Genomic DNA, 22527 nt, shown 5'->3' with positions numbered 1-22527 from the left:
AGCGCAAAGCGGCAAAACATACTGATCGCGGGCTCAGGTCAGCCTCACCTTGAACAGCTGGCGCGAGCGGCTGGCGATGTAGCCGACGGTGAGCAGCGTGCCGATGCCGCCGGCGACCACCGAAGGCACGGTGCCGAGCAGGCGCGCGGCGAGGCCGGATTCGAACGCACCGAGTTCGTTGCTGGCCGAAATGAAGATGCTGTTCACCGAGGCCACGCGCCCCCGCATGTTTTCGGCCGGCAACGATTGCAGCAAGGTGTTGCGGATCACCACGCTGACGCTGTCGAAGGCACCGGTCGTGAACAGCGCCGCGATCGACAGCCAGAACGTCGTCGACAGCGCGAACACCAGGGTCGCCGCGCCGAAGCCGGCGACGACGATCAGCAGCGTTTCCCACGGGCGGCGTGTCGGCGGGAACCAGTTGCAGGCGATCACGGTGACGAGGGCGCCGGCGGCCGGCGCGGCGCGCAGCAGTCCCAAGCCGTCCGGCCCGACCTTCAGAAGATCCTCGGCGAAGATCGGCAGGATCGCGACCACGCCGCCGAACAGCACCGAGAACATGTCGAGCGAGATCGCGTAGAGCAGGATCTTGGTGCGCCAGACGTAGACCAGGCCTTCGCGCAGGCTGGTCCACAGATCGCCGCCGCCGGACTTGAGCGGCGCCACCGGCTGCGGCGGAATGCGGCCGATCAGCAGCACGTTGGCGACGATCATCACCACGGTGATGACGAGCGTTCCGGTGAGCCCGACCGCCAGGTACAGAATGCCGCCGAGCGCCGGTCCGGCGATCGCCCCGGCCTGGAAGAAGGTGCCACTCCAGCTCGCCGAGTTGGCGTAGATCTCGCGCGGAACCAGGAAAGCGCGCAGCGCGGCCGAAGTCGGCGAATAGATGCCGCGAGCGAGACCGAGAATGAAGATGCTCGTATAGACCGTCATCAGCAGCGCGTTGCGCGACAGCGTCTCGCGCGTCGACGGCAACATCGCCCACAGCAATACGAGCGAACTGACCACCACCACCGCGCCAGCCTGCTGCATGAGTCGGCGCTTTTCGCGCCGGTCGGCCAGATGGCCGCCGAACAGGGCCAGCCCGATGAAGGGCACCGCTTCGGCCAGGCCGACCAGCCCCAGCGACAGCGGATCGTGGGTGATCTGGTAGAGCTGGTAGCCGATCACCACGGTCTGGATCAGCAGCGCGGTGGACAGCAGCAGGTTGGCGGAGATCAGCAACAGGAACGGCTGGTGACGCAACGCGGCGAAGGCGTCGTGCGTGGAGGTTTTCATGGCGGGGCGCAGCTTAGCCAGGGCGTCGCCGAAAGTCCTGTGAAACTTGCTTCAATTCCTCGACGCAAAAAAAGACCGGGCGGCTTGCGCCGCCCGGTCCGTCACAGCTTACGACTTGAGGCTTACTTCGCCAGCACGCGGAACTCCACGCGGCGGTTCTGCGCACGGCCTTCGTCGGTGTCGTTGGTGGCGACCGGCGACTTCTCGCCGTAGCCCTTGGCGACCAGACGGGTGGCCGGCACGCCCTGGCTGACCAGGTAGGCCTTCACCGAGTTGGCGCGGTTCTGCGAGAGCTTCTGGTTGTAGGCATCGCTGCCCTTGCTGTCGGTGTGACCGGCGATTTCGACCTTCATGTTCGGGTCGCTCTTGAGGCCGGTGGCCACGTCGTTCAGAACGCTCTGGCTGTCCGCGGTCAGCGTGGCCTTGTTGAACTCGAAGTTCACGTTCTGCAGCACGATGGTCTGGGCTTCACGCACGCAACCGGTAGCGTCGACCTTCAGGCCCTTCGGCGTGTTGGGGCACTTGTCGAGGTAGTCCGGAACGCCGTCGCCGTCGGTGTCGAGCGGGCAGCCGCTGGCGTCGACCGGGGTGCCGCGCGGGGTGTTCGGACACTTGTCGAGGTAGTCGAGCACGCCGTCGCCGTCGGAATCGAGCGGGCAACCCTGAGCATTGACCGCCGCACCGCGCGGGGTGTTCGGGCACTTGTCGAGGTAGTCCGGAACGCCGTCGCCGTCGGAATCGAGCGGGCAGCCCTTGGCATCGACCGTCACGCCGGCCGGGGTGTTCGGGCAGGCATCCTGCGGATCGACCACGCCGTCGCCGTCGGAATCGATCGGCTTGCGCTTGCCGATGTCGGCCTGCAGGCCGAGACCGACTTCCACGTCGTAGAGCGGATCATCGCCGTTGGTCGAGGCGAAGTCGTTGAACACCGCGCGATAGCGGCCTTCGGTACGCAGCTTGAGGCCTTCGGTCAGCGGAACGAAGAAGCCGAGGCCGACGTTGGCGTAGCCCGAACCATCGGTGCTGCCGTTGACCTTCTCGTCGAGGTAACCGCCACCGGCGAGCACGAACGGCTGGAAGCCGCCCTGGGTGAACGGGAACAGGAAATCACCGCCGACGCCCCAGGCGGAATCCTTGCCGCTACCGATGTCGCGGTTGCCTTGCAGCCCGAAGCCGTTGACTTCGAACATCAGGCCGCTGTTGAGGCGCGTGCCGAGGAACACGCGCGAGCCCCAGCCGTCCTCCATGTTGCGGTTGGAATCCGGCTTGTTCCAGAAGGCGCTGCCGCCCACATAGGCCTTGGGTTCTTCGTAGCCCGCGGAATCCGCGGCGGTAGCTGTGTTGATGAATCCTGCGGCCGCGCACAAAGCAGCGGCCGATAGCGCGAGACGACGCAGTCGGGACGACATTGAAACCTCCTAGTAAGGGCGAAACTCCCGGGATACTCCCCGTTGATTCTTGTTCGGCGCGTCATCGTCGCAGTCCGTCCGACGTCTGAGGCACCGGGCCTTGCAGCAGGCGCTATGGTTAGCTGAACCAATGAACTCAACCTGAATGTTTCGCTCGTAAGCCTCGGTATCGAGAGAGATTTTCCGATTAACGGAGCTTTCGGAAACGACAAAAAAACCGCCGCTCGCGCGCATCGCGAGGGCGGTTCCAAAACTGATCGAGGTGTCAGGATCGGTCGTTCAGGAGCGACCGTGCTCCTTGGTGTCGAGGAAGCGGACTTCGGGGTGGCGCTCGCGCGTCATCGACAGGTTGACGCTGCTGCTGGCGAGATAGACCAGGTCGCCGTAGTGGTCCTTGGCGATGCGCAGCTCGTTCTTGTCGACGAAGGCCTTGAGCGTGCGCTCGTCGTCGGCCTGCAGCCAGCGCGCGCAGTAGACCTGCACGGGCTCGAACACCGATTCCACGCCGTACTCGTCGCGCAGGCGGAACTGCACCACGTCGAACTGCAGCGTGCCGACCGCGCCGAGCACGATGTCGTTGTTGGTCAGCGGCCGGTAGACCTGCGTCGCGCCCTCTTCGGAGAGCTGGTCGAGGCCCTTGTTGAGCTGCTTGGCCTTGAGCGGGTCTTTCAGCACCACGCGGCGGAACAGGTCCGGCGCGAAGTTGGGGATGCCCGTGAAGCGCAGCGTCTCGCCCTCGGAGAACGAGTCGCCGATCGCGATGGTGCCGTGGTTGTGCAGGCCGATGATGTCGCCCGGGTAGGCTTCTTCGACCGACTCGCGATCGGCGGCCATGAAGATCAGCGCGTTCGACACGCGCACGCCCTGGCCCAGGCGCACCGAGTACGGGTTCATGCCGCGCCGGTAGACACCCGAGCAGACGCGCAGGAAGGCCACGCGGTCGCGATGCTTGGGGTCCATGTTCGCCTGGATCTTGAACACGAAGCCGGTGAACTTCTCCTCGCTCGGCTGCACCTCGCGCGTCTCGGTTGCGCGCGGCAACGGGCTCGGCGCCCAGTCGGTGAAGCCATTGAGCAACTCGCGCACGCCGAAGTTGTTGATCGCACTGCCCATGAACACCGGCGTGAGCTTTCCGGCGCGGTATTTCTCGAGATCGAAATCGGTGCCGGCCATCTGCAGCAGCTCGATCTCGTCGAGCAGGGTCTGGTAGACCGCGCCGAAGCGCTCGGCGAGTCCGGGTGCATGCAGGCCGTCGATGGTCTCGATCTCGGAAACGCGGTGCTTGTCGCCCGTGTACAGGTAGAAGCGGTCTTCGAGCAGGTGGTACACGCCCTTGAAATCGCGGCCCATGCCGAGCGGCCAGGTGATCGGCGTGCACTGGATGTTGAGCACCTTCTCGACCTCGTCGAGCAGGTTCAGCGGGGCCTGGCCTTCGCGGTCGAGCTTGTTGATGAAGGTGATGATCGGCGTGTCGCGCAGCCGGCAGACTTCCATGAGCTTGATCGTGCGCGCTTCGACGCCCTTGGCCGCGTCGATCACCATCAGCGCGCTATCGACCGCCGTCAGCGTGCGATAGGTGTCTTCGGAGAAGTCCTCGTGGCCCGGCGTATCGAGCAGGTTCACGATCTTGCCGTTGTACGGGAACTGCATCACCGAGGTGGTGATCGAGATGCCGCGCTGCTGTTCGAGCGCCATCCAGTCCGAGGTCGCGTGCCGGCTGGCCTTGCGGCCCTTCACCGTGCCGGCGAGCTGGATCGCGCCGCCGAACAGCAGCAGCTTCTCGGTCAGCGTGGTCTTGCCCGCGTCGGGGTGGGAAATGATGGCGAAGGTGCGGCGCTTCTGCGCCTGCTCGAGAACGGCGGACATGGTGTCGGCACTGCGGACGGCGGGCGCGGATTGTAGCGGGTCGGGCCGCGGAGACGGGACCCGAGTGCCTAGCCGGCGGATCGGGATCGCGAGTGCCAGGTGGCGTGAGGCTGTCGACGGGTCATAGCTCGCCGAGCCCCTCCTGCTCGCCTTTGATGCCGCGCTCGCGCATCGCCTCGGCGAGTGCCCGCAGCGTGGTGGGCAGAGGTCTGCCCAGCAGGCGCGACAGCAGCACCCGATCGGCCTCGGCCAGCGGTTTCGCGGTCGGCAGCCGATTGAGCACTGCGGGTTCCATCTGCCATGGCTGCCAGTCCAGACCTGCCGATTCCCACGGCGCCGCGGCGCTCAGCGCGATCTCGATGCCGGCCGGATCGGGATCGCAGGCGATCAGCGCGGGTGCCGGATGCTGTTCGAGCAGTTGCGCCACCGCCTTCATCCACCAGCCCGGCGGATAACCCGGCAGCCAGATCACGCCATCCTCGGCCCCATAGCGGCGCGCGGCGCGTTCGAAGCTCGTGCGGTTTTCGACCAGGCGCCAGCGCGGGATCCGGGCTGGCGAGCCGATGCCGGCGGCGATGGTCTCGGGCGTCAGGCCGATGAAATCGGGAACCGCTGCGATCGCCAGCGGTGCGCGCATCAGCAGCAGTGGCGTGTGCGCCTCGATGCCGAACTCGGCGAGCGAGAGCGATGCGGCGAGCCAGTTCCAGTCGGCATCGGCGATGCCCTTGGTGTCGCCGGCCGCGAACAGTGCGAAATCGCGGCGCGTGCCGCTGCGTCGGTCGGCGCTCCAGTCCGCGAGCTTGCCGAGCAGGCTATGGCGGCGGATCGCGAGCGCGGGTGCCGTCTCGATGAGGGCTTGCGCGGCGGCATCGAGCGCCGCGTCGTCGAAGCGCCGATCGAGCAAGCCTCGGTGCCGCTCAGCGAGGCGATCGCGGTTCGGCAGCCCGAGACGTTCGCGCAGGCGTTCCAGCTCGCGAAATTCCGCGCGCACGGCGACCCAGCGGCCGTCCTCGCGCTTCTCGTCGAGCGTCAGCCAGCCCGCGACGAGCAAGGCATCGAGCAGCTCGGGCGCCATCGCGGCGCGCGTCGGACCGGCAATGCCGAGCAGCGTCTTCCATTGCCGCGACGCGCTGTCGGCGAGCCATTCGCGCGCGAGCGTGCGCCAGTCCTCGGGCCAGGCCGCGCAGGCTTCGGGATCGAGCGCATCGACTCGACGCTGGCGCTTGCCGCGCAGCGTCGATTTGGCGCCGACGTCGATCGCGCGCGTGCGAATGCCGCGCGCATCGGCGGATGACCAGTCCGCCTCGCTCATTCGCGCCTCAGCCCACCGCCCGCCGCAAAAACGCGATCGGCGGCGCGAAGCTCATGCCGCCGCGCTTTTTCTGCGTGACCAGCGTGAGTTCGGACGGCTTGAACACATTGACGTTGTGCGTGTTCGGCGTGGTGACGATGTACTGCGCGCGTGTGGCCTGCAGAAACGCGCCGACCTTGTCGATGTTGAAGATATCCAGGTGCGCGAACGGCTCGTCGATGAAGACGAAGCCGCCGCCCTTGTCGTCCTCGGCCATCAGGCCGACCAGCAGGATCATCGATTTCATCACCTGCTGGCCGCCGCTGGCTTCGCCGTCGTTGAGGCCGATCATGCCCTTCTGGTCGAAGTTGAACTGCACTTCGAGCCGCGCCTGCGCGAGCGACAGATCGTCGTTCGACAGCTCCGGATGCTTGACCTCGACGTCGATGCCGGCGAGCGCGCCGAGCGAGCGCAGGTTGCTGGCGTAGCGGCGCAGCGTGGCACGCAGTACGCCGATGTAGGTGCTGCGCGCGCGGTCGGTGCTGTTGCGCGCGCGGTCGAGATGCACGTGCTGATCGTCCATGCGCGATTCGAGCTGCTGGTGCTCGGCGAACAGCTTGTCGCGCAGCGGAATGCACTGCGGATCGGTGACGTAGTTCGTCTCGGCCTTGCGCTTTTCCTGTCGGTCGATTTCGCGCTCCACCGCAGCCACCGATTCGAACTTCGCACGCGTTTGGGCGAGCCCCGCGTCGGAGCGCCAGGACAGCGGCTTGCCGCTGCGCAGCGAGCGCCACGACAGCACGTGCTCGACGTAGGCGCGCTGTGTCCTGCGCAGCTCGAAGTCGATCTGCTCGGCGGCCTTGCGCGCGCGCTGCAGTTTTTCCTCGGCGAGCGCGTGCTGCGTGCCGAGCGGCTTGGTGCGCTCGACGGCGGCGAAGTAACGCGTCGCCGCGTCGGCACGCGCGCTCTCCAGCGCCTGCGCCTCGGCCGTCAGGCGTTCGAGTTCGGCGGTTGCCGCTTCGAACTCTGCCGCGCGCGCCGCGAGTTCGCGCGTCGCGTCGAGTCCGGCGAGCGCCATCTGCACGGCCGAGAGCTTCTGCGCGACGCTCTGGCGCGCTTCGCGCAGGCCGGCGGCTTCGTCTTCGATCGCGAGCAGTCGCGTGCGTGCCTGCGCGGCGGCGTTGCGGCCGAAATGCACGTCGGCGACCGAAATGTCGCGCCCGCCGCGGCGTTCGCGCTGATAGCCGCGCGGTGTGATCCAGGCCTGGCTTTCGGGCAGCCTGGCGCCTTCGTCGGTGCTGTCGACACGCTGGATGCCGTCGAGCAGGCGCACCAGCCAGCTCGGCGGATCGGCCGTGAAGCGCAGGCATTCGAGCAGCGAGCCGCTGCGCGCGGATGGCGCGGGCGCGCGATCCGGCACCACGTAATGGCGATAGCGATGCTGCTCGCCGAGCTTCCACGCGCGGCCGCGGTCCTCGGGCTTTTCGAGCAGCACCAGCTGGCGCACGCCCGCGAGCACGGCTTCGATCGCGGGCTGCCAGCTGTCGTCGGTGATCTCGACGATGTCGGCGAGCATGCGATGCGCGATGCCTTCCTTCTGCAGCGCGGCGCGGAACGCGACGACTTCGGCTGGTTCCGGACGACGACCCGATTCGAGCGCGGCGACGCGCTGGCGCAGCTCGTCGCGTTCGCGGCCGAGCGCTTCGATCTGCGCATCGAGCTCGTAGCTGCGGCGCGAGAGCTTGTTCTGATCGCGCGTCGCGGCTTCGACATCGAGGCCTTCGGCCTGGCGCGCGGCGCGATCGAGCAGGCGCTGGTGTTCGTCGACGAGGCCCTGCGGCTTGCGCAGCTGCTTGGCGAAATCCTTCTCGGCCTTCTGCGCGCGATCGAGTTCGAGCTTGCTGGTGGATTCGAGCTCGGCCGCCTGCGCGAGTTCGGTGGTGAGCGCGGCATGCGTGGCTTCGGTCTCGCTCATCGTGCGCTGCAGCTCGCGATGCTCGCGACGCTTGCCGACCAGGTTCGTGCGGCTGCCGCGCAGGCTGTCGGACAGCTCGGCGAGCTGCACGCGCGGGCGCCACTGGCTCGTCAGTTCGGCGAGCTCGGAGAACAGGCGCTGGTATTCGCGGTAGGACGACACATCGCTCTCGGCCGCGCGCAGGCGCGTGTGCAGGCTCGCGAGCTGCACCGTGAGCTCGTCGAGCTCGCGCTGGCAGGCGGTCTGGTCTTCGCGCGCCTTCTGGTAGTTGTCGAGCACGTCCTTGTCGCCGAACACTTCGAACACCAGCGACAACAGCTCGCGTCCGTTGAGTTCGCAGAGCTTGTCGGTGTGGCCCTGGTCGAGTGCGAGCACGCGCTTGATCGCGCGCGTCAGGCCGGCGCCTTCGAGCTGCGATTCGTACTGACGCAGGCCGACCCAGTTCACCGCCTCGGCGGTTTCGGCTTCCTCGACGCTGATGTCGCCGCGGCCGATGCCGTAGCTGCGCTTCCATTCGCCGCCGTCCTTGCGGATGCGGCAGAACAGCGTCACGCGCTCGTCGGTGATCGGCCAGAACGCGAGCTGGCCGTTGGCGCGCCGCGGATTGCTGACGACCGCGCGCAGCCAGGCGTAGGGCCTGTCGGCGCGGCGCACGTAGCGCTTGAAATCGCGGCCGTTGCTGCACGGAATGGTCAGCAATACGCGCAGCGCGTCGAGCAGCGTGGTCTTGCCCGAGCCGTTGGGCCCGACCACGGTGACGATGTTCGCGTCCAGCGGCAGCGAGAAGCGCTCCCACCAGTCCCAGTGAACGATCTCGAGCTTATGGAAGCTGAACATCGTCTTCGCTCTCCGGCGGTTGTTCTTCGTTGAGGGTTCCGTCTTCTTCGCCGGGCGAATCGATCGACGGCTCGTTCGGCGCTTCGGCCTGCTCGGCGAGGCTGCCGAACAGCTCGGACAGCGTGCCGTCGAGCACGCGCGGGGCCATGCGGCTGTAGTCGAGCGCGAGATCGAGCAGCGGGCCTTCGGAGATGCGGCCGTTGCGGCGTTCGATGAAGCCCAGTCGCGACAGCATCGGCAGCGCGATGCTGATGCGCGTGCGTCCGCCCAGGCGATCGCCGAAGTCGGCCACCAGTGTCGCCTCGGCCACGCTGATGCCGATGTCGGCCGCGGTCGGCAGCGGCTTTTCGACCGCGAACATTTCATTCTGGCGTTGCGTGTTCGGTGCATCGCGGCGCTCGTGCTGGCGCGAGCGCTTGGGCAGGATCAGCAACGCCCACAGCACCACGAGCAGCGCGATCTGGTCGCGCTTGAGCCCCACGTTGTTCGACAGCCAGGCGTCTTCGCCGCCGAACACCGCGTGCTCCATGTCGCGGCGCACGCGCAGGCAGACGTTGTCGGCGTAAGGATGCTCGACGAGTTCGAGCCCGCAGGCGGCCAGGCGCTCGTTGAGTGCGTTGTAGAACAGATCGTCGGTCAGGGCGCGCCGGACCTGCGCGTCGGTGCGCGGCAGCACACGATGCGTGGACAGCCGCGCCACCAGGGTTTGCAGCTCAGTTTCCATTCGGGTCGCCTGCTTGGTTGTCGGGTTCCGCGGCTTTCGCCCGCAGATGGCCTTCGCTCATTTCGGCGACGCCGTCGCGATCGAGCCGCAGCACGCGGCCGCTCCAGACCGGGCGCGTGGCCAGCCGCGCGAGGTCGGCGACCGGGCCGTCGAGCGTGGCCGATTCGCGATCGCCGATCAGCGCGAGCAGCGAGAGCCGGTAGCTCGAGAGCTCGTAGTCGCGCAGCGGTACCGCTTCGGCGAGCGGCCAGCCGTCGGGCGCCACGCGCAGGGCGTCGCGCCAGTGTTCGAGTTCGGCGTAATCGGGCGGCTCCAGCTCCACGCCTTCGCTGAGCGGCGACTCCGCGGCGTTCGGCAACCGGGCGTCGAGCTTGTCGGGCAGCAGCTTGTCGACGAGCTCGAATTCGGCCGCGTCGAGCGCGATGTCGCCGAGCACGAAGTTCATGTCCGGCACCGGGGAGACCGCGCCCTGCGCGAGCGCGACGAGCCGGCTCTGGTCGAGGCTGCGCAGCCAGGCCGAAACGTCGGCGGACGACAGGCCGCTCGCGCCGAGGTGCACTTTCTGGCTCTCGATCTGGTTCAGCGCGCGCTGGAAGGCGCCGCTCATGCGCAGCAGTTCGCTCTGGACCTGGCCGATGCGCTGGGCCGCCCGGTGCGTGGGGCCTTCGAGATCGGTCTCGTCGATGATGCGGCGCAGGATGTCGCTGCCCTTGTCGACCCAGCTCCAGACCGAGGCGAGCTTGGTTTCGGCTCCGCGGATGCGGTGCTCGGAGCCCGACAGGATCGCGCGCTCGAATTCGTCCTTGAGCTCGACCAGGCGCGACAGCAGATGCTGCAGCTCGTCTTCCTGCACCGAGCCGATCGCTCCGCTGCCGGCGAGTTGCGCGGCCAGGTAGCCGAGCTCGGCGCCGTCGTCGTCGAACTTCAGCAAGCCCGACAACGCCGCGATGATCATGCGTCCGAGCGGGCTGACGCTGTAGCGCGCGGTTTCGCTGTCCCAGGACAGCAGGCCGTTGATGCGCAGGCGGCCGATCAGGTGGTTGAGCTTGGCTTCGTCGAGATACGGGAACTGGGCGCGCAGCTCGCCGGCCTCGAAGAACGGGTCGCCGCCGCGCCGCCCGAGCTCGCGCAGCACCAGCAGGCGCACGAGCACGGCGGCCTCGGTGCCCGAGAACAGGGTACTCAGCGACTGGATCGCCGGCCGCGCCTGGATCAGGGCGTGCAGGGCGGGAACGTCGTCGGGCTCGACGCCGCGGACGAACCAGTCGGCCAGGCGTTCTTCGGTGCTGTTGGGGCGGGGCTCGCTGCGCATCCGCGATTTTACCCCGCCCCGCCGGCTGGAGCCGGTTCGCGATCTGTCGGTCACTGCGTTTCCTGTGCGCCAACCCTTCGGGCTGGCGCAGCGATCGCCAGATCGTGAACCGGCTCTTAGGGTGCGGCGCGGCGGCGCACGACGAACAAGGGGTGCGCCCCGTGCTGCTTGGCCAGCTCCAGTTCGCCGGCGTATTCGGCCGAGAAGCGATCGGGCGATTCGATCGCCAGCCGGGCGACGAAGGTATCGGAGCCGAACAGGGTGCCGGGCGGCGTCACCGGCTCGATGCGCGCCGCGAACGAGATCTGCGAGCCGTAGAACACCGGGGTCTGGCGCAGCGGATCGGTTTCCTCGAAGGCCGGGGCGTAGTGCGCGGCGATGCGCAATTCGAGTGCCTGCAGGCTGCCGCTGCGCTGCTGCCTGCGGGTTTCCATGAGCCGCTGGATATCGGCCGCGATATCGGCTGCGGTGGTGGCGTTGTCGGTGATCACGTGCAGGGCGTCGCCCCAGGTGGCGGCGTGCAGCACGCGCTCGCCGTAGGCTTTGAGATGCGAGATCAGGGCGATCATGACCTCGCGCCAGAAGCGCGGCATGTCGATGTCGGCGATGCGCCGGAAGCCGACGAAATCCGCGAACAGGATGCCCACCATGCGCCGGCCCGGGCCGGCTCCGGATTCCTGCTGAAGGCAGGCCAGGCGTTGCTGCTCGGCGCCGAGCTTGACGCCGAGGCAGCGCGCGATGCCGTCGTCGAGGCTGACCGACACCAGCCGCCACGGGCAGCCGAGCCGGCGCGCGGTCAGCAGCGAGGCGCCGAGCGCGGTCGAATCGAGCTGCCGCGTGCACCAGTCGCGTTCACTGTCGAGAAAGCCCGGCGCCACCGCCATCGGCTGTGCGCGCCGTAGAATCTGCAGCAACTGCGCCGCCGAAGCCTCGCCCCAGTTGCGGGTCCACTCGCCTTGCAGTTCGCGTTCGGGCTGGGCGAGCACCGGATACAGGTTGAGCCCGCGTTCGAGCAATTGCTGGGCGAGCTGCAGATCGAGCGGGTCGAGCAGGCTCGCGAACACCGGCATGCCGGGCTTGAGTCCGTCGCCGAGCTCGATCGTCGGCGCGGCGCCGGCCTCGAATGCGAGCCGCGAGCCGGCGCTGCGCCGCAGCAGCACCAGCGTCGGCATCTGCAGCGCATCGAGCACCGCCTCGTCGATCCGCAGCTGGCGGCAGAGCTGGCGCAGCTGTCGCAGCGTGCGTCCGCGCCGCGTGATGTCGCCGACGAGCAGGCGGTCGGCGCGGGCCAGGCTCGCGGAACAGGCGCTGAAGTCGCCCAGGTGCAGGGCGATTTCGGCCACGGTGGCGTGGCGGTAGAAGTCCCGCACCGGATTGCCCGCGGGCAGCTCGTCGAGCGCTTCGCGCGCGGTGAGCGCGGTGAGACGCGCCCGCTCGGTCTTGCCGGCCATGCAGTACATCGTCGCCGCATTGACTCCGCTGTAAGCCCCGCGAGAGCGCAGGAAGGCCGAGGCGTAGGCGTCGGCCGAGTGCAGGTAGTGCGCCTGCGCCTCGGCGTCGCTCGAAGCCTGCTGGGCGAGGTCTTTTTCGAGCCGGCCCTGCAGGGCCATCCAGTCTTCGTCGATCTCGTCGGGCGCCAGCACCAGGCCGCGGTAATGCTCCAGCGCGAGCGCGGTGTTGCCGAGGTTGGCGAGCGTGAGGATGCGCAGATAGTCCATGCGCCGCGAGCGCAGCCCGCGCTTGGACGCGCTCGCCAGCAGGTCGTGGCAACGCAGCTCGTTGCCGCTGCGGCGGGCCTGCTCGACTTCGTCGAGCATCGCGCGCTCGTCGTCGCGGCGATTGTCCTGGGGCATCGTGGACTGTGCCTCGTAGTGGCCGAAGCGCACGCTCGGGTCGATGACGATGAGCGGACGCCGGCGCGCGAGCGATTCGGGCTCCTGCGCATCGAGCGTGCTGAGCTGCGGCGGAATGCGGCGAATGTGCCGGCGCCATTCGACCACTTCGGCGGTGCCGCCGGGCTCGCGCAGGTTTTGCGCGCGCAGCATGGCGACGAGGATGTCGGGCTGCTCGGCCAGGCAGGCCGCGAGCTGGCGGTATTGATCGGTGCGCCAATCGAGCGAGCGTGGCGCCGGTTCGCTGCGCGGCCGGTACAGCGTCACCCGCCATTGCGATTCTTCGAGCATCAGCGAAAGCGCGGCGCGATGGCGTGCAATGGTCTCGTCTTCGAGCGCCAGGCCGGCGCTGCGTGCGTAGAGCACCCAGTCCTGGATCAGCCATTCGGGCGGCACCGGCAGCAGCGCGACGCCGCGACAGGCAATGCCGGTGCGGCGGAACCAGTCGAGCGCGGTGCGATGAAACACCAGATCGGCTCCCGGGGCCGCGCCGGTGGCGACGAGCACGCCGCCGCTCGGCGCCTGGCGGGCGATGTCGGGCAGGACGCGGCCGACCAGGTGAGCGGTGATTTCGGCCTCCTCGGCCGGCGACAGCAGCAAATGCCCGGTGCCGCCGAGCACCAGCGTGGCACCGGGTCCGCTGCGCGAAAAACTGCGGCGCAAACACAGCCACTCGTCGAGACCGATTTCGCCACCCGATGTTGGAATCATGGTTCAAGCCTGCCATGCCGGAACGGCCGCGGCATCGCGGAAGTTCGTGTGGCGTTCAAGGAGTCAGGCCCGATTGTCTTGCTTTGTCGCATCCGCAGCCGCCGATCCGTTCACAATAGGCCCGACGGATCGCAGGGGCGCGGTCCGTCGGGCGCTTTCTCGGGGGAGAACGTGTTGATGTCATCGCAGCCGCAGGACCCGCGCCGGTATTGGGCGTTCATCAGTTACAGCCATCACGACAGCCACGCCGCGATCCGGCTGCATCGGCGGCTTGAGGCGTATCGCGTGCCGAGACATCTGGTCGGCCGGTCGACCGCCAGCGGCGCGGTCCCCAAGCGGCTGCAGCCGATCTTTCGCGACCGTGACGAGTTGCCGAGCTCGGCCGAGCTCGGCGGCGTGATTCGCCAGGCGTTGTCGGAATCGCGCCATCTGATCGTGATCTGTTCTCCATCCGCGGCCGCCAGCCGCTGGGTTGATGAGGAGATCCGGCTGTTCAAGGCGATGGGCGGCGGCGATCGCATCCTCGCGCTGATCGTCGACGGCGAGCCGCACGCCGCCGATCCGTCGCGCGAATGCTTTCCACCCGCACTGCTCGAGTCCGAGCCGATCGCGGCCGATCTGCGCAAATCCGGTGACGGTCCTTTCCTGGCGCGCATGAAGCTGCTCGCCGGCCTGCTCGGCCTGGGACTCGACGAGCTCGTGCGCCGCGAGCGGCGCCGGCAGCGCGAGCAGAGCCTGATCCGCGGCGGCGTGCTGGCCGTCTTCGCTTTGCTGATCGTCGTCGCGATGACCGTGCAGCGTCGTGATTTCGATCAGCGCGAGCAGCTCGAGTATCGGCGTCAGCTCGTCGAGCACGGTCGTCGCGAACTGCTGGCCGAGTCGCCGATGCGCGCCGCCGTCTATCTCGCCGAGGCCTATCGGCGCGGCGAGGACAGCCTGGCCCTGCGTTACATGCTGCAGCGGGCGATGCAGCCGATCGATGCCCTGCGCCAGGTGCTGAACAGCAACGGCGTGCCCTGGCGTTCGTTCCTGACCGAGGACGATGCGCTGCTGACGGTGGTCGGCCAGGACGGCTGGATCGATGTCTGGTCGCTGGAGCAGGGCAGGCGGCTGGCTCACATCGAAGATGCGGCGATAGCGGCGCGGAACTTCGTCAAACGTGAAGAGCCCGCCCTCAGTCACGATCGCCGACTGCTGTCGGTGGCGGTTGTCAACTCGAAGACGCTTCAGGGCCATCGTACGGTCTGGTCGATCCAAGATCAGCGCCGGTTGCTCGATGTCGCCGTCGATCCGTTCGATCCGGCTTCGGTCCAGCCCTTCGGCCCCGATGGCGAACTGCTGGCGATCGCCCCGGGTGGCAAGCCCAGGTTGTGGTCGATCGCCGATGGCGCTTTCAGGTCGATCGACGTGGATGGTGAGGTCACTCTCTCCACCTTCGATCGCAGTGGTCGCTGGATGGCCTTCGGTAAGCGTTCCGGTGAGGTCGAACTGCGCTCGCGACAGCCGGGCGGTCGTTCTCTGAGGTTGCGCGGGCTCAGCCGCCCTGTGGTTCTCATGGTGTTCGATGACGACAGCGGTCGCCTGCTCGCAGCCGGCGAAGACGGTAGCGTGCGTGGCTGGACCTTGCCGAACGGGGAGCTGGTATTCGCCAGCGGTCATTCCCAGCAAGTCACCTTTCTCGATTTTTCGCGTGATCGCGAACGCTTCCTGACCGCAGCGGCCGATGGCCTGCGCATCTGGCGCAGCCGGGATGGCAGCCTGCTGTACTCGGGCGCATCTCCAGATTCCAAGCCATTCTCGCTGGGGCCCGACGGCGCGCAGTTTGCCCAGATCGTTCCGGGAGGGGCACAGGTTGTCGATGTGCAGACCAACGAGAGTCTGTTGCGCCTGGAGGGCAACATTCTCAATGTGCTGCTCTCGAATCGCGGGCGTCAGCTGTTGACCGTCAATGCGAGCGGCCAGATCGCCCGTTGGCGAGCCGATCAGCGCCCGCTCGGGCAACGCTGGCATGGCGATCGCCCGGAAAGCTCTCGGGTCTTCTGGCGCAATTCGGTCGATTTCGCGTTGCTGCCGGACGGACGGATTGTCAGTGGAGGCCTCGATGGCAGGCCGCGAATCTGGCGAGGCTCCGCGCTGGAGCCGCTCGCAAGCCTGGATCCGCTTGGCGACGCCATCTCTCGCGTGTCCGCCTCGGCGGACGGCGAACGCGTGGCGGTCTCGACGATCTCGGGCGTCATCGAGGTCTGGAATCCGCAGACGCAAGAGCGACTGCGCCGCTTCGAGCTGCCCGGCCGCTTCATCTCCAACCTGCGCCTCAGCCCGGACGGACGTCATCTGTTCGCGGCCGACAGGGGCAACACCGGCCATCTGTGGAATGTCGACAGCGGCGAGCATCGGGCGCAGTACGTCATGGATTCGCGCTTCGCGCTCGACATCAGCGGTGATTCGCGCTGGCTCGCGATACCGGTGCAGCGCCGGACGCTCGTGATCGATCTGCTGACGCTGGAGTCGCGCCTGGAGGAGCCGCTCGTCGGCGATGCGGAAGAATCGCCAGAGATCGGCTGCCTGCGCTTTGCTCCCGATGGCCGGGCGCTGGTTGCGATGGCGTCCGAGAGCGATGAGGTCGGCTGGATTTCGCTGCATTCGCCGCAGCGGTACCACATGCATCTACCGGATGCCGGCGGCTGCTTCGCTGCCAAATTCTCGCCCGACGGCCAACGGATACTGCTGCTCGACCAGGCGCGTACCTCCGCCGCCATCTGGGAGCCCGCACAAGGGCGAATCGGTGATCTGGCTGGGCACACCAAATCGGTCTTCGATGCCGACTGGAGCCCGGACGGTCGTTTCCTCGTCACGGGCGGCAGCGACGGGCAGATCAAGCTCTGGGATGCGCAGAGCCTGTTGCTGATCGATGACATCGGAAGTCATATGGGAGCGATCTCGACCATTTCGTTTTCGCCCGATGGCCGGACCCTTTACAGCAGCGGGGTCGACGACGGTCGCCTGCAGGCCTGGCCTTTCGGGCTCGAAAACAGAACGGCCGGCGAAATCGCCGGCCGTGTGAACTGCGTGAGTCCCTGGACGCTGGAGAACAATGCCCTGCTGCCGAAATCGGTGGATCTGCAGCGTTGCCTCGAACCCTGAGCTGGACTCGTTCTTGCCGATCAACGCGGTGGCTTGGTTCCGCCGCCTCCACCACCGCCAGCGTCCTCGGGCGGTGTGCCCGGCGGCTTCGGCGGCGGCGGCTCCGGGTCGGCGCCGCAAATGCGGGCATGGACTGCAGGCGAATGCAGGTGCTTGGCTGACATCGAAAACTCCCCCGTTTGAAAGGTGAGCCATAGATATCGAGCACATCGGTTCGCGGCCGTGCACAGTTCACAGTGCGCGGCCTTGCCGGAAGCATTTTGTTAAGTCGGTCTCACTACCAGGCTTTCGAGAGGTTCCAAAACACCGCGCTGCCGTCGAGAGCCGGATCGCGGCTCTGGTTCCACTGATAACTCAGGCGGGCGGTCAGCAGATTCGCCGCGCCGATCTGTTCGGCGAGCCAGGAGCGCAGGTCGAGTCCGAGCGCGAGCTGATCGACGGGGCTGGCGATTCCCGGCACGAACCAGAGCGGATCGGCATCGCGCTTCCAGCCCGCGGTGAGGACGACATCGCGAATCTGTCGCTGCAGCTTGGCCTGCGCGGTCCAGTCGGTGGTGCCGCTGCCCGTTTCGATGGTGGCGACGCGACGCAGGCTCAGTGCGGATTCGCCGGTCCAGCTGCCGGCCGAACGTGTCTGGGTCAGGCGCAGTTCGTAGCCCGAACCCGCATCGATGGCCGTGAGCGGGGTGTTCGCCACTTCGAGCACCGAGAAACTCAACTGGTGCCGCAGCGCCGTTTTGCCGAACTGCCAGGCACCGCTCCAGTTGTCGACGCCCAGGCTGCCGACGAGCCGGTCGGGCGAATCGACCTGGCAGTTGCGCGCTCCGAGGCTGAGCGATTGATCGTCCGCGCCGAAGCGATCGAGCCCGAGCTCTAGGCGTCCGCCGAGGCTGCAATCGAGCGGCTTGTTGAGATCGGAGATCAAACGCGGAGCCGACCATTCCAGGCGCAGGTCGAACGGCGCCGGGCTCCAGTCGAGCAGCGCCTTCTGCTCGCGTTGCGGCGTATCCGCCACGCCGTTGAAGCGGCTGCCGCTCAGGCTGCTGAAGCTGAGCTGCGGCGCGTTGCCGACCAGGCTCGGCAAGGTCGCGCTGATCGATTGTCGCAGTGCCTCACCGGAGTAATCGCGCGGCGCTCGCGTGAGCAGCGGCTGCGTCCCGCTGCCATCGAGGCGCGACAGCAGATCGCCGCCGTCGACGACGTAGCTCACCTGATATTGCAGCCGATCGAACGGGCCGCTCAGGCTGATGCGGCTGTTGAACCAGTCGTTGCCCGTGGCGCTGCGATCGGCGACCAGGCCGCCGAGGCTGATGCGCGGATCGAGCGGAGCCGTGCGCTGGGCAGTTGAAGCGCAGGCCGACGCTGCCAGCACGCCGGCGAGTGCGAGCATTCGGTGAAGCACTTTGGTTTTCGGCATGACCGCAGGCATGCCGGTCTTTCCGATTTCGTCCGTGAAAAGTGTGGAGGGCATCGTCCGTGATGGGCTCCAACGAACCGCGATGAAGCGGGCGCTCGCAGTAATCCTGATGGCCCTCGATTGTGCCCGCGTAATCCCGTCGAATCACCCCAGCAGCACGATCTGGCGTGAATACAGACTCGACAGCAGTTGGGCACCGGCTTCGACGACCGGCTCGGGTGCCTGCGAGAGCTCGGCTGCGAGCCGCCGCAACTGCTCTCGACCGCTGTGCGTGGGTGCATCGCGGAGCGCTTGCAGCAGTCGTGCGCTCAGCGCATTGATCTCGATGAAACGCACGCTGTCCGCGCGATCTCGCCAGATCACGAGTTGCGTGCGCTGATCGGCGGAGGGCTGCGCATCGTCGCGTGTCGCAGCCGCAAAAGCCGCATCGATGCGATGCACGGGCCATTCGGATTCGAACAAGCGCGCCAAGGGCGAGAGCTGCGGTCGTCCGTCCAGCAATTGCAACGCGAGCGCCTCGCCTTGCGGTGCGGGCGCATCGGGCAGCTCGATATCGGCCATCGCCAGTTCGAGCTCGATCTGCTCGTAGCGGCACAGCGCAAGCCACCAGGCTGGAGCCTCACGTGGCGCCTCGTCCGCCAGCCAGCGCGTGAACTCCGCAGGCAGGCGACGCAGCTGGGGTTCGCGCGTGCGCAAGGTTTTGAAGAAAGCACCGACGAGCGCGTTCCAGCGTGCTTCGCTCAGCAAGGAGTGCGAGACCGCGAAGCTGCGCGCGAGCGCGCGTTGCAGATTGTTGAAGGCGAGCTCGCGATAAATCTGCAGCGGTCGCGCAGCGATCCAGGCTGGTGCCGCCGCGGCGGAATCACGCAAGGCCTGCGCGAACGCGAGTTGCTCGGCCTGGTCGCTGGCCGCACTCATGCGGCGCTTCGCTGCAGCTCGCGAATATGTCGCACTTCGTCGAGCAGTTCCGGGAACGGTGGTATCCGGCTATCGCGTTCGAGCAGCGTCGGCCGCACGCCGAAGCGCGCATGCGCGGCTTGCAGCAAGCGCCAGACCGGATCGATCACCGGCTCGCCGTGCGTATCGATGCGCAGCCCGTCGCGGGTTTCGAGGTGCCCGGCCACGTGATAGCTGCGGATGCGCTCGGCCGGCAATTCGCGCTGCAGCCGATCGAGCAGCGCGATCGCATCGCTGCCGCCCTCGCGATGCGGATGGTTGCCTTCGTTGACGTAGAGATTGTTCAGGTCGAGCAGCAGGTCGCAGCCCGATTCGTGCAGCACCGCGAGCAGGAAGTCGGCTTCGCTGAGCGATGACGGCAATGTCGCGTAGCGGCTGATGTTCTCCACCGCGATGCGCCGTTCGAGCACGTCCTGCGTGCGGCGAATGCGGGCGCTCACGTGGCGCACCGAGGCGTCGGTGAACGGCAGCGGCAGCAACTCGTAAAGCTGACCGCCGGCTGCGGTCCAGCTCAGGTGTTCGCTGTAGTCGGCGATGCCGTGCGTGTCGAGGAAGCGGCGGATGCGGCGCAGCCAGTCTTCGTCGAGCGGATCGGGTCCGCCGAGCGAGAGCGAGAGCCCGTGCGCGGCGACGGCGTAGCGCTCGGTCAGCGCGCGAAAACGGCGGCCTGCGCTGCCGCCGAGTTCGGCCCAGTTCTCGGGGGCAAGCTCGACGAAATCCACAACCCCGGCGGGTGCCTGCAGCAAGTCGTCGAGCAGCGACCGGCGCAGGCCCAGGCCGGCGCCGGTGAACTCGGACATTCGCGGCCCCGCTGCGTCAGGCCTGCTTACTTGGACGGCTTGGCCTTGTCCTGGCCGGCATGATCGTCGCTCTTTTTCGCATCGGCCTTCTTGTCGTCGGCCTTGCCGGCATCGGCGCCCATGTCGCCGCCGCAGCCGCCTTCACCGCCGCAAGCGTGATCGGCCGCTTTTTCGCCGGCCTTGCCGTCTCCGGCCACCGCCACCGCGTAGCCCGAGGCGAGCTCGCTGGCCACGAACAGCAATTGTGTCGAGGCTGCCGAAGCGCTGCCGGCGCCGAGCGCCACCACCGTGCCGAGCGCGATGGCCAGCGGTTGATTCAGGTGAGACTTGCTCATGTCGTACTCCGTCGAAGGGCCGTCCAGGCAGGGCGGCGGATCAAGATGCGGGCCGCCATCCTAGCCGAAGCGCCGCCGCGAGCCGCGTTGTCGAAGGCCTGGCCACCCGCCGGGGCTTCGCGCTCATCGGCTATGATGCCGGCCGCTTGTTCGCAAGCAGCGTTGACGCAGGGCCTATAGCTCAATTGGTTAGAGCAGGAGACTCATAATCCCGCGTTTGGGATTTTCAGAAGTCCAAGGCGCTGGTTGGGGAAAGTGTAAAAAGGGCCTATAGCTCAATCGGTTAGAGCAGCGAACTCATAATTCGTAGGTTCTCGGTTCAAGTCCGGGTGGGCCCACCAATTTGATTATGGCTCCGGCATGGCTCCGGCTTTTACGGGCATTTGCCGTTGCCCTTTTGCCGCTTCTTTTGGCTCGCCAGCAGGTATCCTCACCTGAGAAAAAGAGCCTCGGAGTTGCCTGTGCCAAAAGAAATCCCTGGCATTCCTACGGAAGTGCTGCTGCGTGAGTTGTCGCAGCTTGATGGGATGCTGTTGGTGACCCCCCAGCAGGCGGCCATCATTCTTTCAAGAACACCGAAGCAACTCAGTGATGACCGAGCGGCAGGCCGTCCCCCGCCATTCACAAAGGTGGGCGGATCGAACCGGTACAGCATTCAGGCAATACGTGAGTACGTTCGAGGCAATACGTTCAAGAGCACTGCCCAAGCTTCAAGCCATGAACGCAAGCTCACCAGTGGCTTGGTGAGTGCTTCTTTCAGTGCCTTTATGAACGAAGGTCATGACTCACTGTGGCCCTTTATGGTTGAGGCCGGGAAACCGCTGGAATTCTTCTACTCCCTGACCCAGAACCTATCTGAAGACGCAGCAGGCGAGTGGCTGACGCTTCCTCAGTATCTGGCAGCAAGGCAGAGGCACTTAGATGCCGAGAGGGCGTCCGAACAGGACGCAACGATTAAGGCTGACATGGCCCACAAAGACTTGCCGACTGGTGAAGGCCGCCCAGTTCTATAAGCCGGTGTAGCGTTTCCGCTTCTTTCCTGCTGGAAGGTTTTTGCCTTCAATCAAGCTATCAATCTGCGCCTTCTGCAGCAGTGGTTGGATGCCAGCCAGTATCAGGGGATGCGCTTCTGCCGGTGGCATGATGAGGACATGGGCAGGCACATGGATGGCAGCCCCCAGCGTTACCAGTGAGTCGATGCTGGCCCCGCTGGCTCCCCGCTCGATGGCACCCACAAGGCTGCGGTCTACATTGACCCGCTCTGCCAACTGTTCCTGAGTCAGCCCCAGCAGGGTCCTGCCGTACTTGAGGTTCATCCCAAGATGGCGGCGGATGGTTGTGTTTCGTGCTCCTTTTGGCATTCGCCCATGTTCTCGGGAGACATGCCGCCTATACAGCCAACTAGGCTACCGCTAGGCTAGTTGTACTCCCATTTTGGGAGAATTACGGGAGCCACGCGTGAAAAAAGTAGCGGTTGGGGGTTTTGCTGTCCTGTTGTCGGCCTGCGCTTCAATGGCTGTCACAGATCAGAGGCTGGAACAGAACACAGCTTTTGCCCTGGGTCTGGACGTGGGAGATTTCACGATCGCAAACCGCATGGATGAAGGGCTGAAAACGACGTACTCGGTGAAGACGAAGGCCGGCAAGCAGTACAACTGCTATGTGATGGGCACCATTGGCATCACTGGCAAGAACGTCTCCGATGCCATGTGCAACGAGAAGGGGAAACCTGCTGTTAATCCTCTGACCGGTAAGTAAGGCGGTCACCATGAGAGGGCTTATCTACTTGGCGATGTGTGGTGGCCTTTGCTTCTTCATGTGGACCCATCTGCAAGTGATGCGCTCAAGGCGGATTTCCACCAAAGCGATACCGGGCTACCAAAGAGCGCAGGCCGGGGCTGGGGAATGGAAGTTCACCGTTTCCCCGCATGTAGACCAAGGCAAATACCTTGGCACCTCCTTCATTGCGTTGGTTGGGGGTTTCATCGGTGGATCAATTGGCATGATGGTGTTAGCCGCCCTTGCTGCTGGAACAAGGGGTGGTGATCCAGATTTTGGAGCCATGAATTTTCTGGCTGTGCCTGCCGGCTTGATCACCTCCATCGTCTTTGCTGTTTGGCTGACAGTGTTCTGGCGTCATCATGCAAAGAAGGGCTTCCAGAAGCAGACGCTAGGCCGCCCTTACGAATTTGTGGTCAGTGAAAATGAACTGTCGATCGATGGCCGAACCTATCCTGCGCATTCGATTGCTCGGTTTCTGACGCGCAATGTCATGACAGGCAAGGAGTCCATCAGCACGACGATTGTGGGCACGTCAGGAACCATGATGGCCGCAGGATTGATGAATGCCGTTACAGAGGGAATTCGTGAAGCCCGTCAAGCTCAGGTGGCAGCAGTGGGTAACATGGTTTGCTTCGAGGCAAGTGGAAACAGGCACATCATCGGCAGCGCACTGAATGAAGCGCAGGCTTATGGCCTTATGAAAGAAGTTGCTGACATCATGGGCTTCCGCTGATTTCTTGGCACTCAACAGAACCTGCCATCAATTGCTTGGTGGCGGGTTTTTCTTTGCCTGC

17 protein-coding genes and 1 tRNA gene are annotated in these 22527 nt (G+C 66.2%); 5 read left to right on the top strand and 13 right to left on the bottom strand.

The window, feature by feature from the left end; translation table 11 throughout:
- Positions 1–33: 33 nt before the first annotated feature.
- From WQQ_RS07205 to WQQ_RS24260, 8 genes are all read right to left on the bottom strand, one after another.
- Positions 34–1281 carry an MFS transporter gene (locus tag WQQ_RS07205; protein WP_007184452.1) on the bottom strand — a complete coding sequence of 416 codons (1248 nt, stop codon included), beginning with the start codon at positions 1279–1281 and terminating at the stop codon, positions 34–36.
- Positions 1282–1403: 122 nt separating this feature from the next.
- On the bottom strand, positions 1404–2690 hold the full coding sequence (locus WQQ_RS07200) for an OmpA family protein (RefSeq protein WP_007184451.1): 1287 nt from the start codon (positions 2688–2690) through the stop codon (positions 1404–1406).
- A 279-nt stretch (positions 2691–2969) separates the two neighbouring features.
- Complete coding sequence (locus tag WQQ_RS07195; RefSeq protein WP_007184450.1) at positions 2970–4556, bottom strand: peptide chain release factor 3; 1587 nt, start codon at positions 4554–4556, stop codon at positions 2970–2972.
- Between the two features lie 121 nt (positions 4557–4677).
- The gene (locus tag WQQ_RS22885) at positions 4678–5868 is read right to left on the bottom strand and encodes a hypothetical protein (RefSeq protein WP_007184449.1); all 1191 of its coding nucleotides are present in this window, start codon (positions 5866–5868) and stop codon (positions 4678–4680) included.
- Positions 5869–5875: 7 nt separating this feature from the next.
- Positions 5876–8659, bottom strand: a complete 2784-nt coding sequence (locus tag WQQ_RS07185) for an AAA family ATPase (RefSeq protein ID WP_007184448.1) — start codon at positions 8657–8659, stop codon at positions 5876–5878.
- A complete protein-coding gene (locus WQQ_RS07180; protein WP_007184447.1) occupies positions 8643–9383 on the bottom strand; it encodes a hypothetical protein in 741 nt (246 codons plus the stop codon). The genes WQQ_RS07185 and WQQ_RS07180 overlap by 17 nt, the downstream gene beginning before the upstream one ends.
- A complete protein-coding gene (locus WQQ_RS07175; protein ID WP_007184446.1) occupies positions 9373–10695 on the bottom strand; it encodes a hypothetical protein in 1323 nt (440 codons plus the stop codon). The genes WQQ_RS07180 and WQQ_RS07175 overlap by 11 nt, the downstream gene beginning before the upstream one ends.
- Positions 10696–10811: 116 nt before the next feature.
- Positions 10812–13298, bottom strand: coding sequence for a tetratricopeptide repeat-containing protein (locus WQQ_RS24260; RefSeq protein WP_007184445.1), 2487 nt, complete (start codon positions 13296–13298; stop codon positions 10812–10814).
- A gap of 177 nt (positions 13299–13475) precedes the next feature.
- Here WQQ_RS24260 and WQQ_RS22880 point away from each other — a divergent pair, with 177 nt between their 5' ends.
- Complete coding sequence (locus tag WQQ_RS22880; protein ID WP_007184444.1) at positions 13476–16442, top strand: toll/interleukin-1 receptor domain-containing protein; 2967 nt, start codon at positions 13476–13478, stop codon at positions 16440–16442.
- 277 nt (positions 16443–16719) lie between these two features.
- Here WQQ_RS22880 and WQQ_RS07160 read toward each other — a convergent pair whose 3' ends face one another.
- The 4 genes from WQQ_RS07160 to WQQ_RS07145 all read right to left on the bottom strand — a co-directional run bounded on the left by WQQ_RS07160 (position 16720) and on the right by WQQ_RS07145 (position 19951).
- The gene (locus tag WQQ_RS07160) at positions 16720–17832 is read right to left on the bottom strand and encodes a hypothetical protein (RefSeq protein ID WP_157534540.1); all 1113 of its coding nucleotides are present in this window, start codon (positions 17830–17832) and stop codon (positions 16720–16722) included.
- Positions 17833–18003: 171 nt separating this feature from the next.
- Complete coding sequence (locus WQQ_RS22875; RefSeq protein ID WP_007184441.1) at positions 18004–18777, bottom strand: HvfC family RiPP maturation protein; 774 nt, start codon at positions 18775–18777, stop codon at positions 18004–18006.
- Positions 18774–19616, bottom strand: coding sequence for an MbnB/TglH/ChrH family RiPP precursor modification enzyme (locus tag WQQ_RS07150; protein WP_007184440.1), 843 nt, complete (start codon positions 19614–19616; stop codon positions 18774–18776). Before WQQ_RS07150 ends, WQQ_RS22875 begins: the two co-directional genes overlap by 4 nt.
- Positions 19617–19642: 26 nt before the next feature.
- Positions 19643–19951, bottom strand: coding sequence for a hypothetical protein (locus WQQ_RS07145; protein WP_007184439.1), 309 nt, complete (start codon positions 19949–19951; stop codon positions 19643–19645).
- A 264-nt stretch (positions 19952–20215) separates the two neighbouring features.
- Here WQQ_RS07145 and WQQ_RS07140 point away from each other — a divergent pair.
- Positions 20216–20292, top strand: a tRNA-Ile gene (locus WQQ_RS07140).
- A 120-nt stretch (positions 20293–20412) separates the two neighbouring features.
- Positions 20413–20964 (top strand): hypothetical protein, encoded by a 552-nt coding sequence (locus WQQ_RS07135; RefSeq protein WP_157534539.1) that lies wholly within the window; start codon positions 20413–20415, stop codon positions 20962–20964.
- On the opposite strand, the gene WQQ_RS07130 is transcribed toward WQQ_RS07135, so the two are convergent.
- Positions 20959–21267 carry a helix-turn-helix domain-containing protein gene (locus WQQ_RS07130; RefSeq protein WP_040453166.1) on the bottom strand — a complete coding sequence of 103 codons (309 nt, stop codon included), beginning with the start codon at positions 21265–21267 and terminating at the stop codon, positions 20959–20961. The genes WQQ_RS07135 and WQQ_RS07130 overlap by 6 nt on opposite strands.
- Before the next feature lie 142 nt (positions 21268–21409).
- Here WQQ_RS07130 and WQQ_RS07125 point away from each other — a divergent pair, with 142 nt between their 5' ends.
- Complete coding sequence (locus WQQ_RS07125; RefSeq protein ID WP_202800617.1) at positions 21410–21709, top strand: hypothetical protein; 300 nt, start codon at positions 21410–21412, stop codon at positions 21707–21709.
- Positions 21710–21719: 10 nt separating this feature from the next.
- Entirely contained in the window at positions 21720–22466 is a 747-nt protein-coding gene (locus WQQ_RS07120; protein WP_040453164.1) for a hypothetical protein, read from the top strand.
- Positions 22467–22527: the final 61 nt, after the last annotated feature.

The sequence above is a fragment of the Hydrocarboniphaga effusa AP103 genome (assembly GCF_000271305.1).
Classification (GTDB): Bacteria; Pseudomonadota; Gammaproteobacteria; order Nevskiales; family Nevskiaceae; genus Hydrocarboniphaga; species Hydrocarboniphaga effusa.
This window is presented reverse-complemented; position numbering and strand designations above follow the sequence as displayed.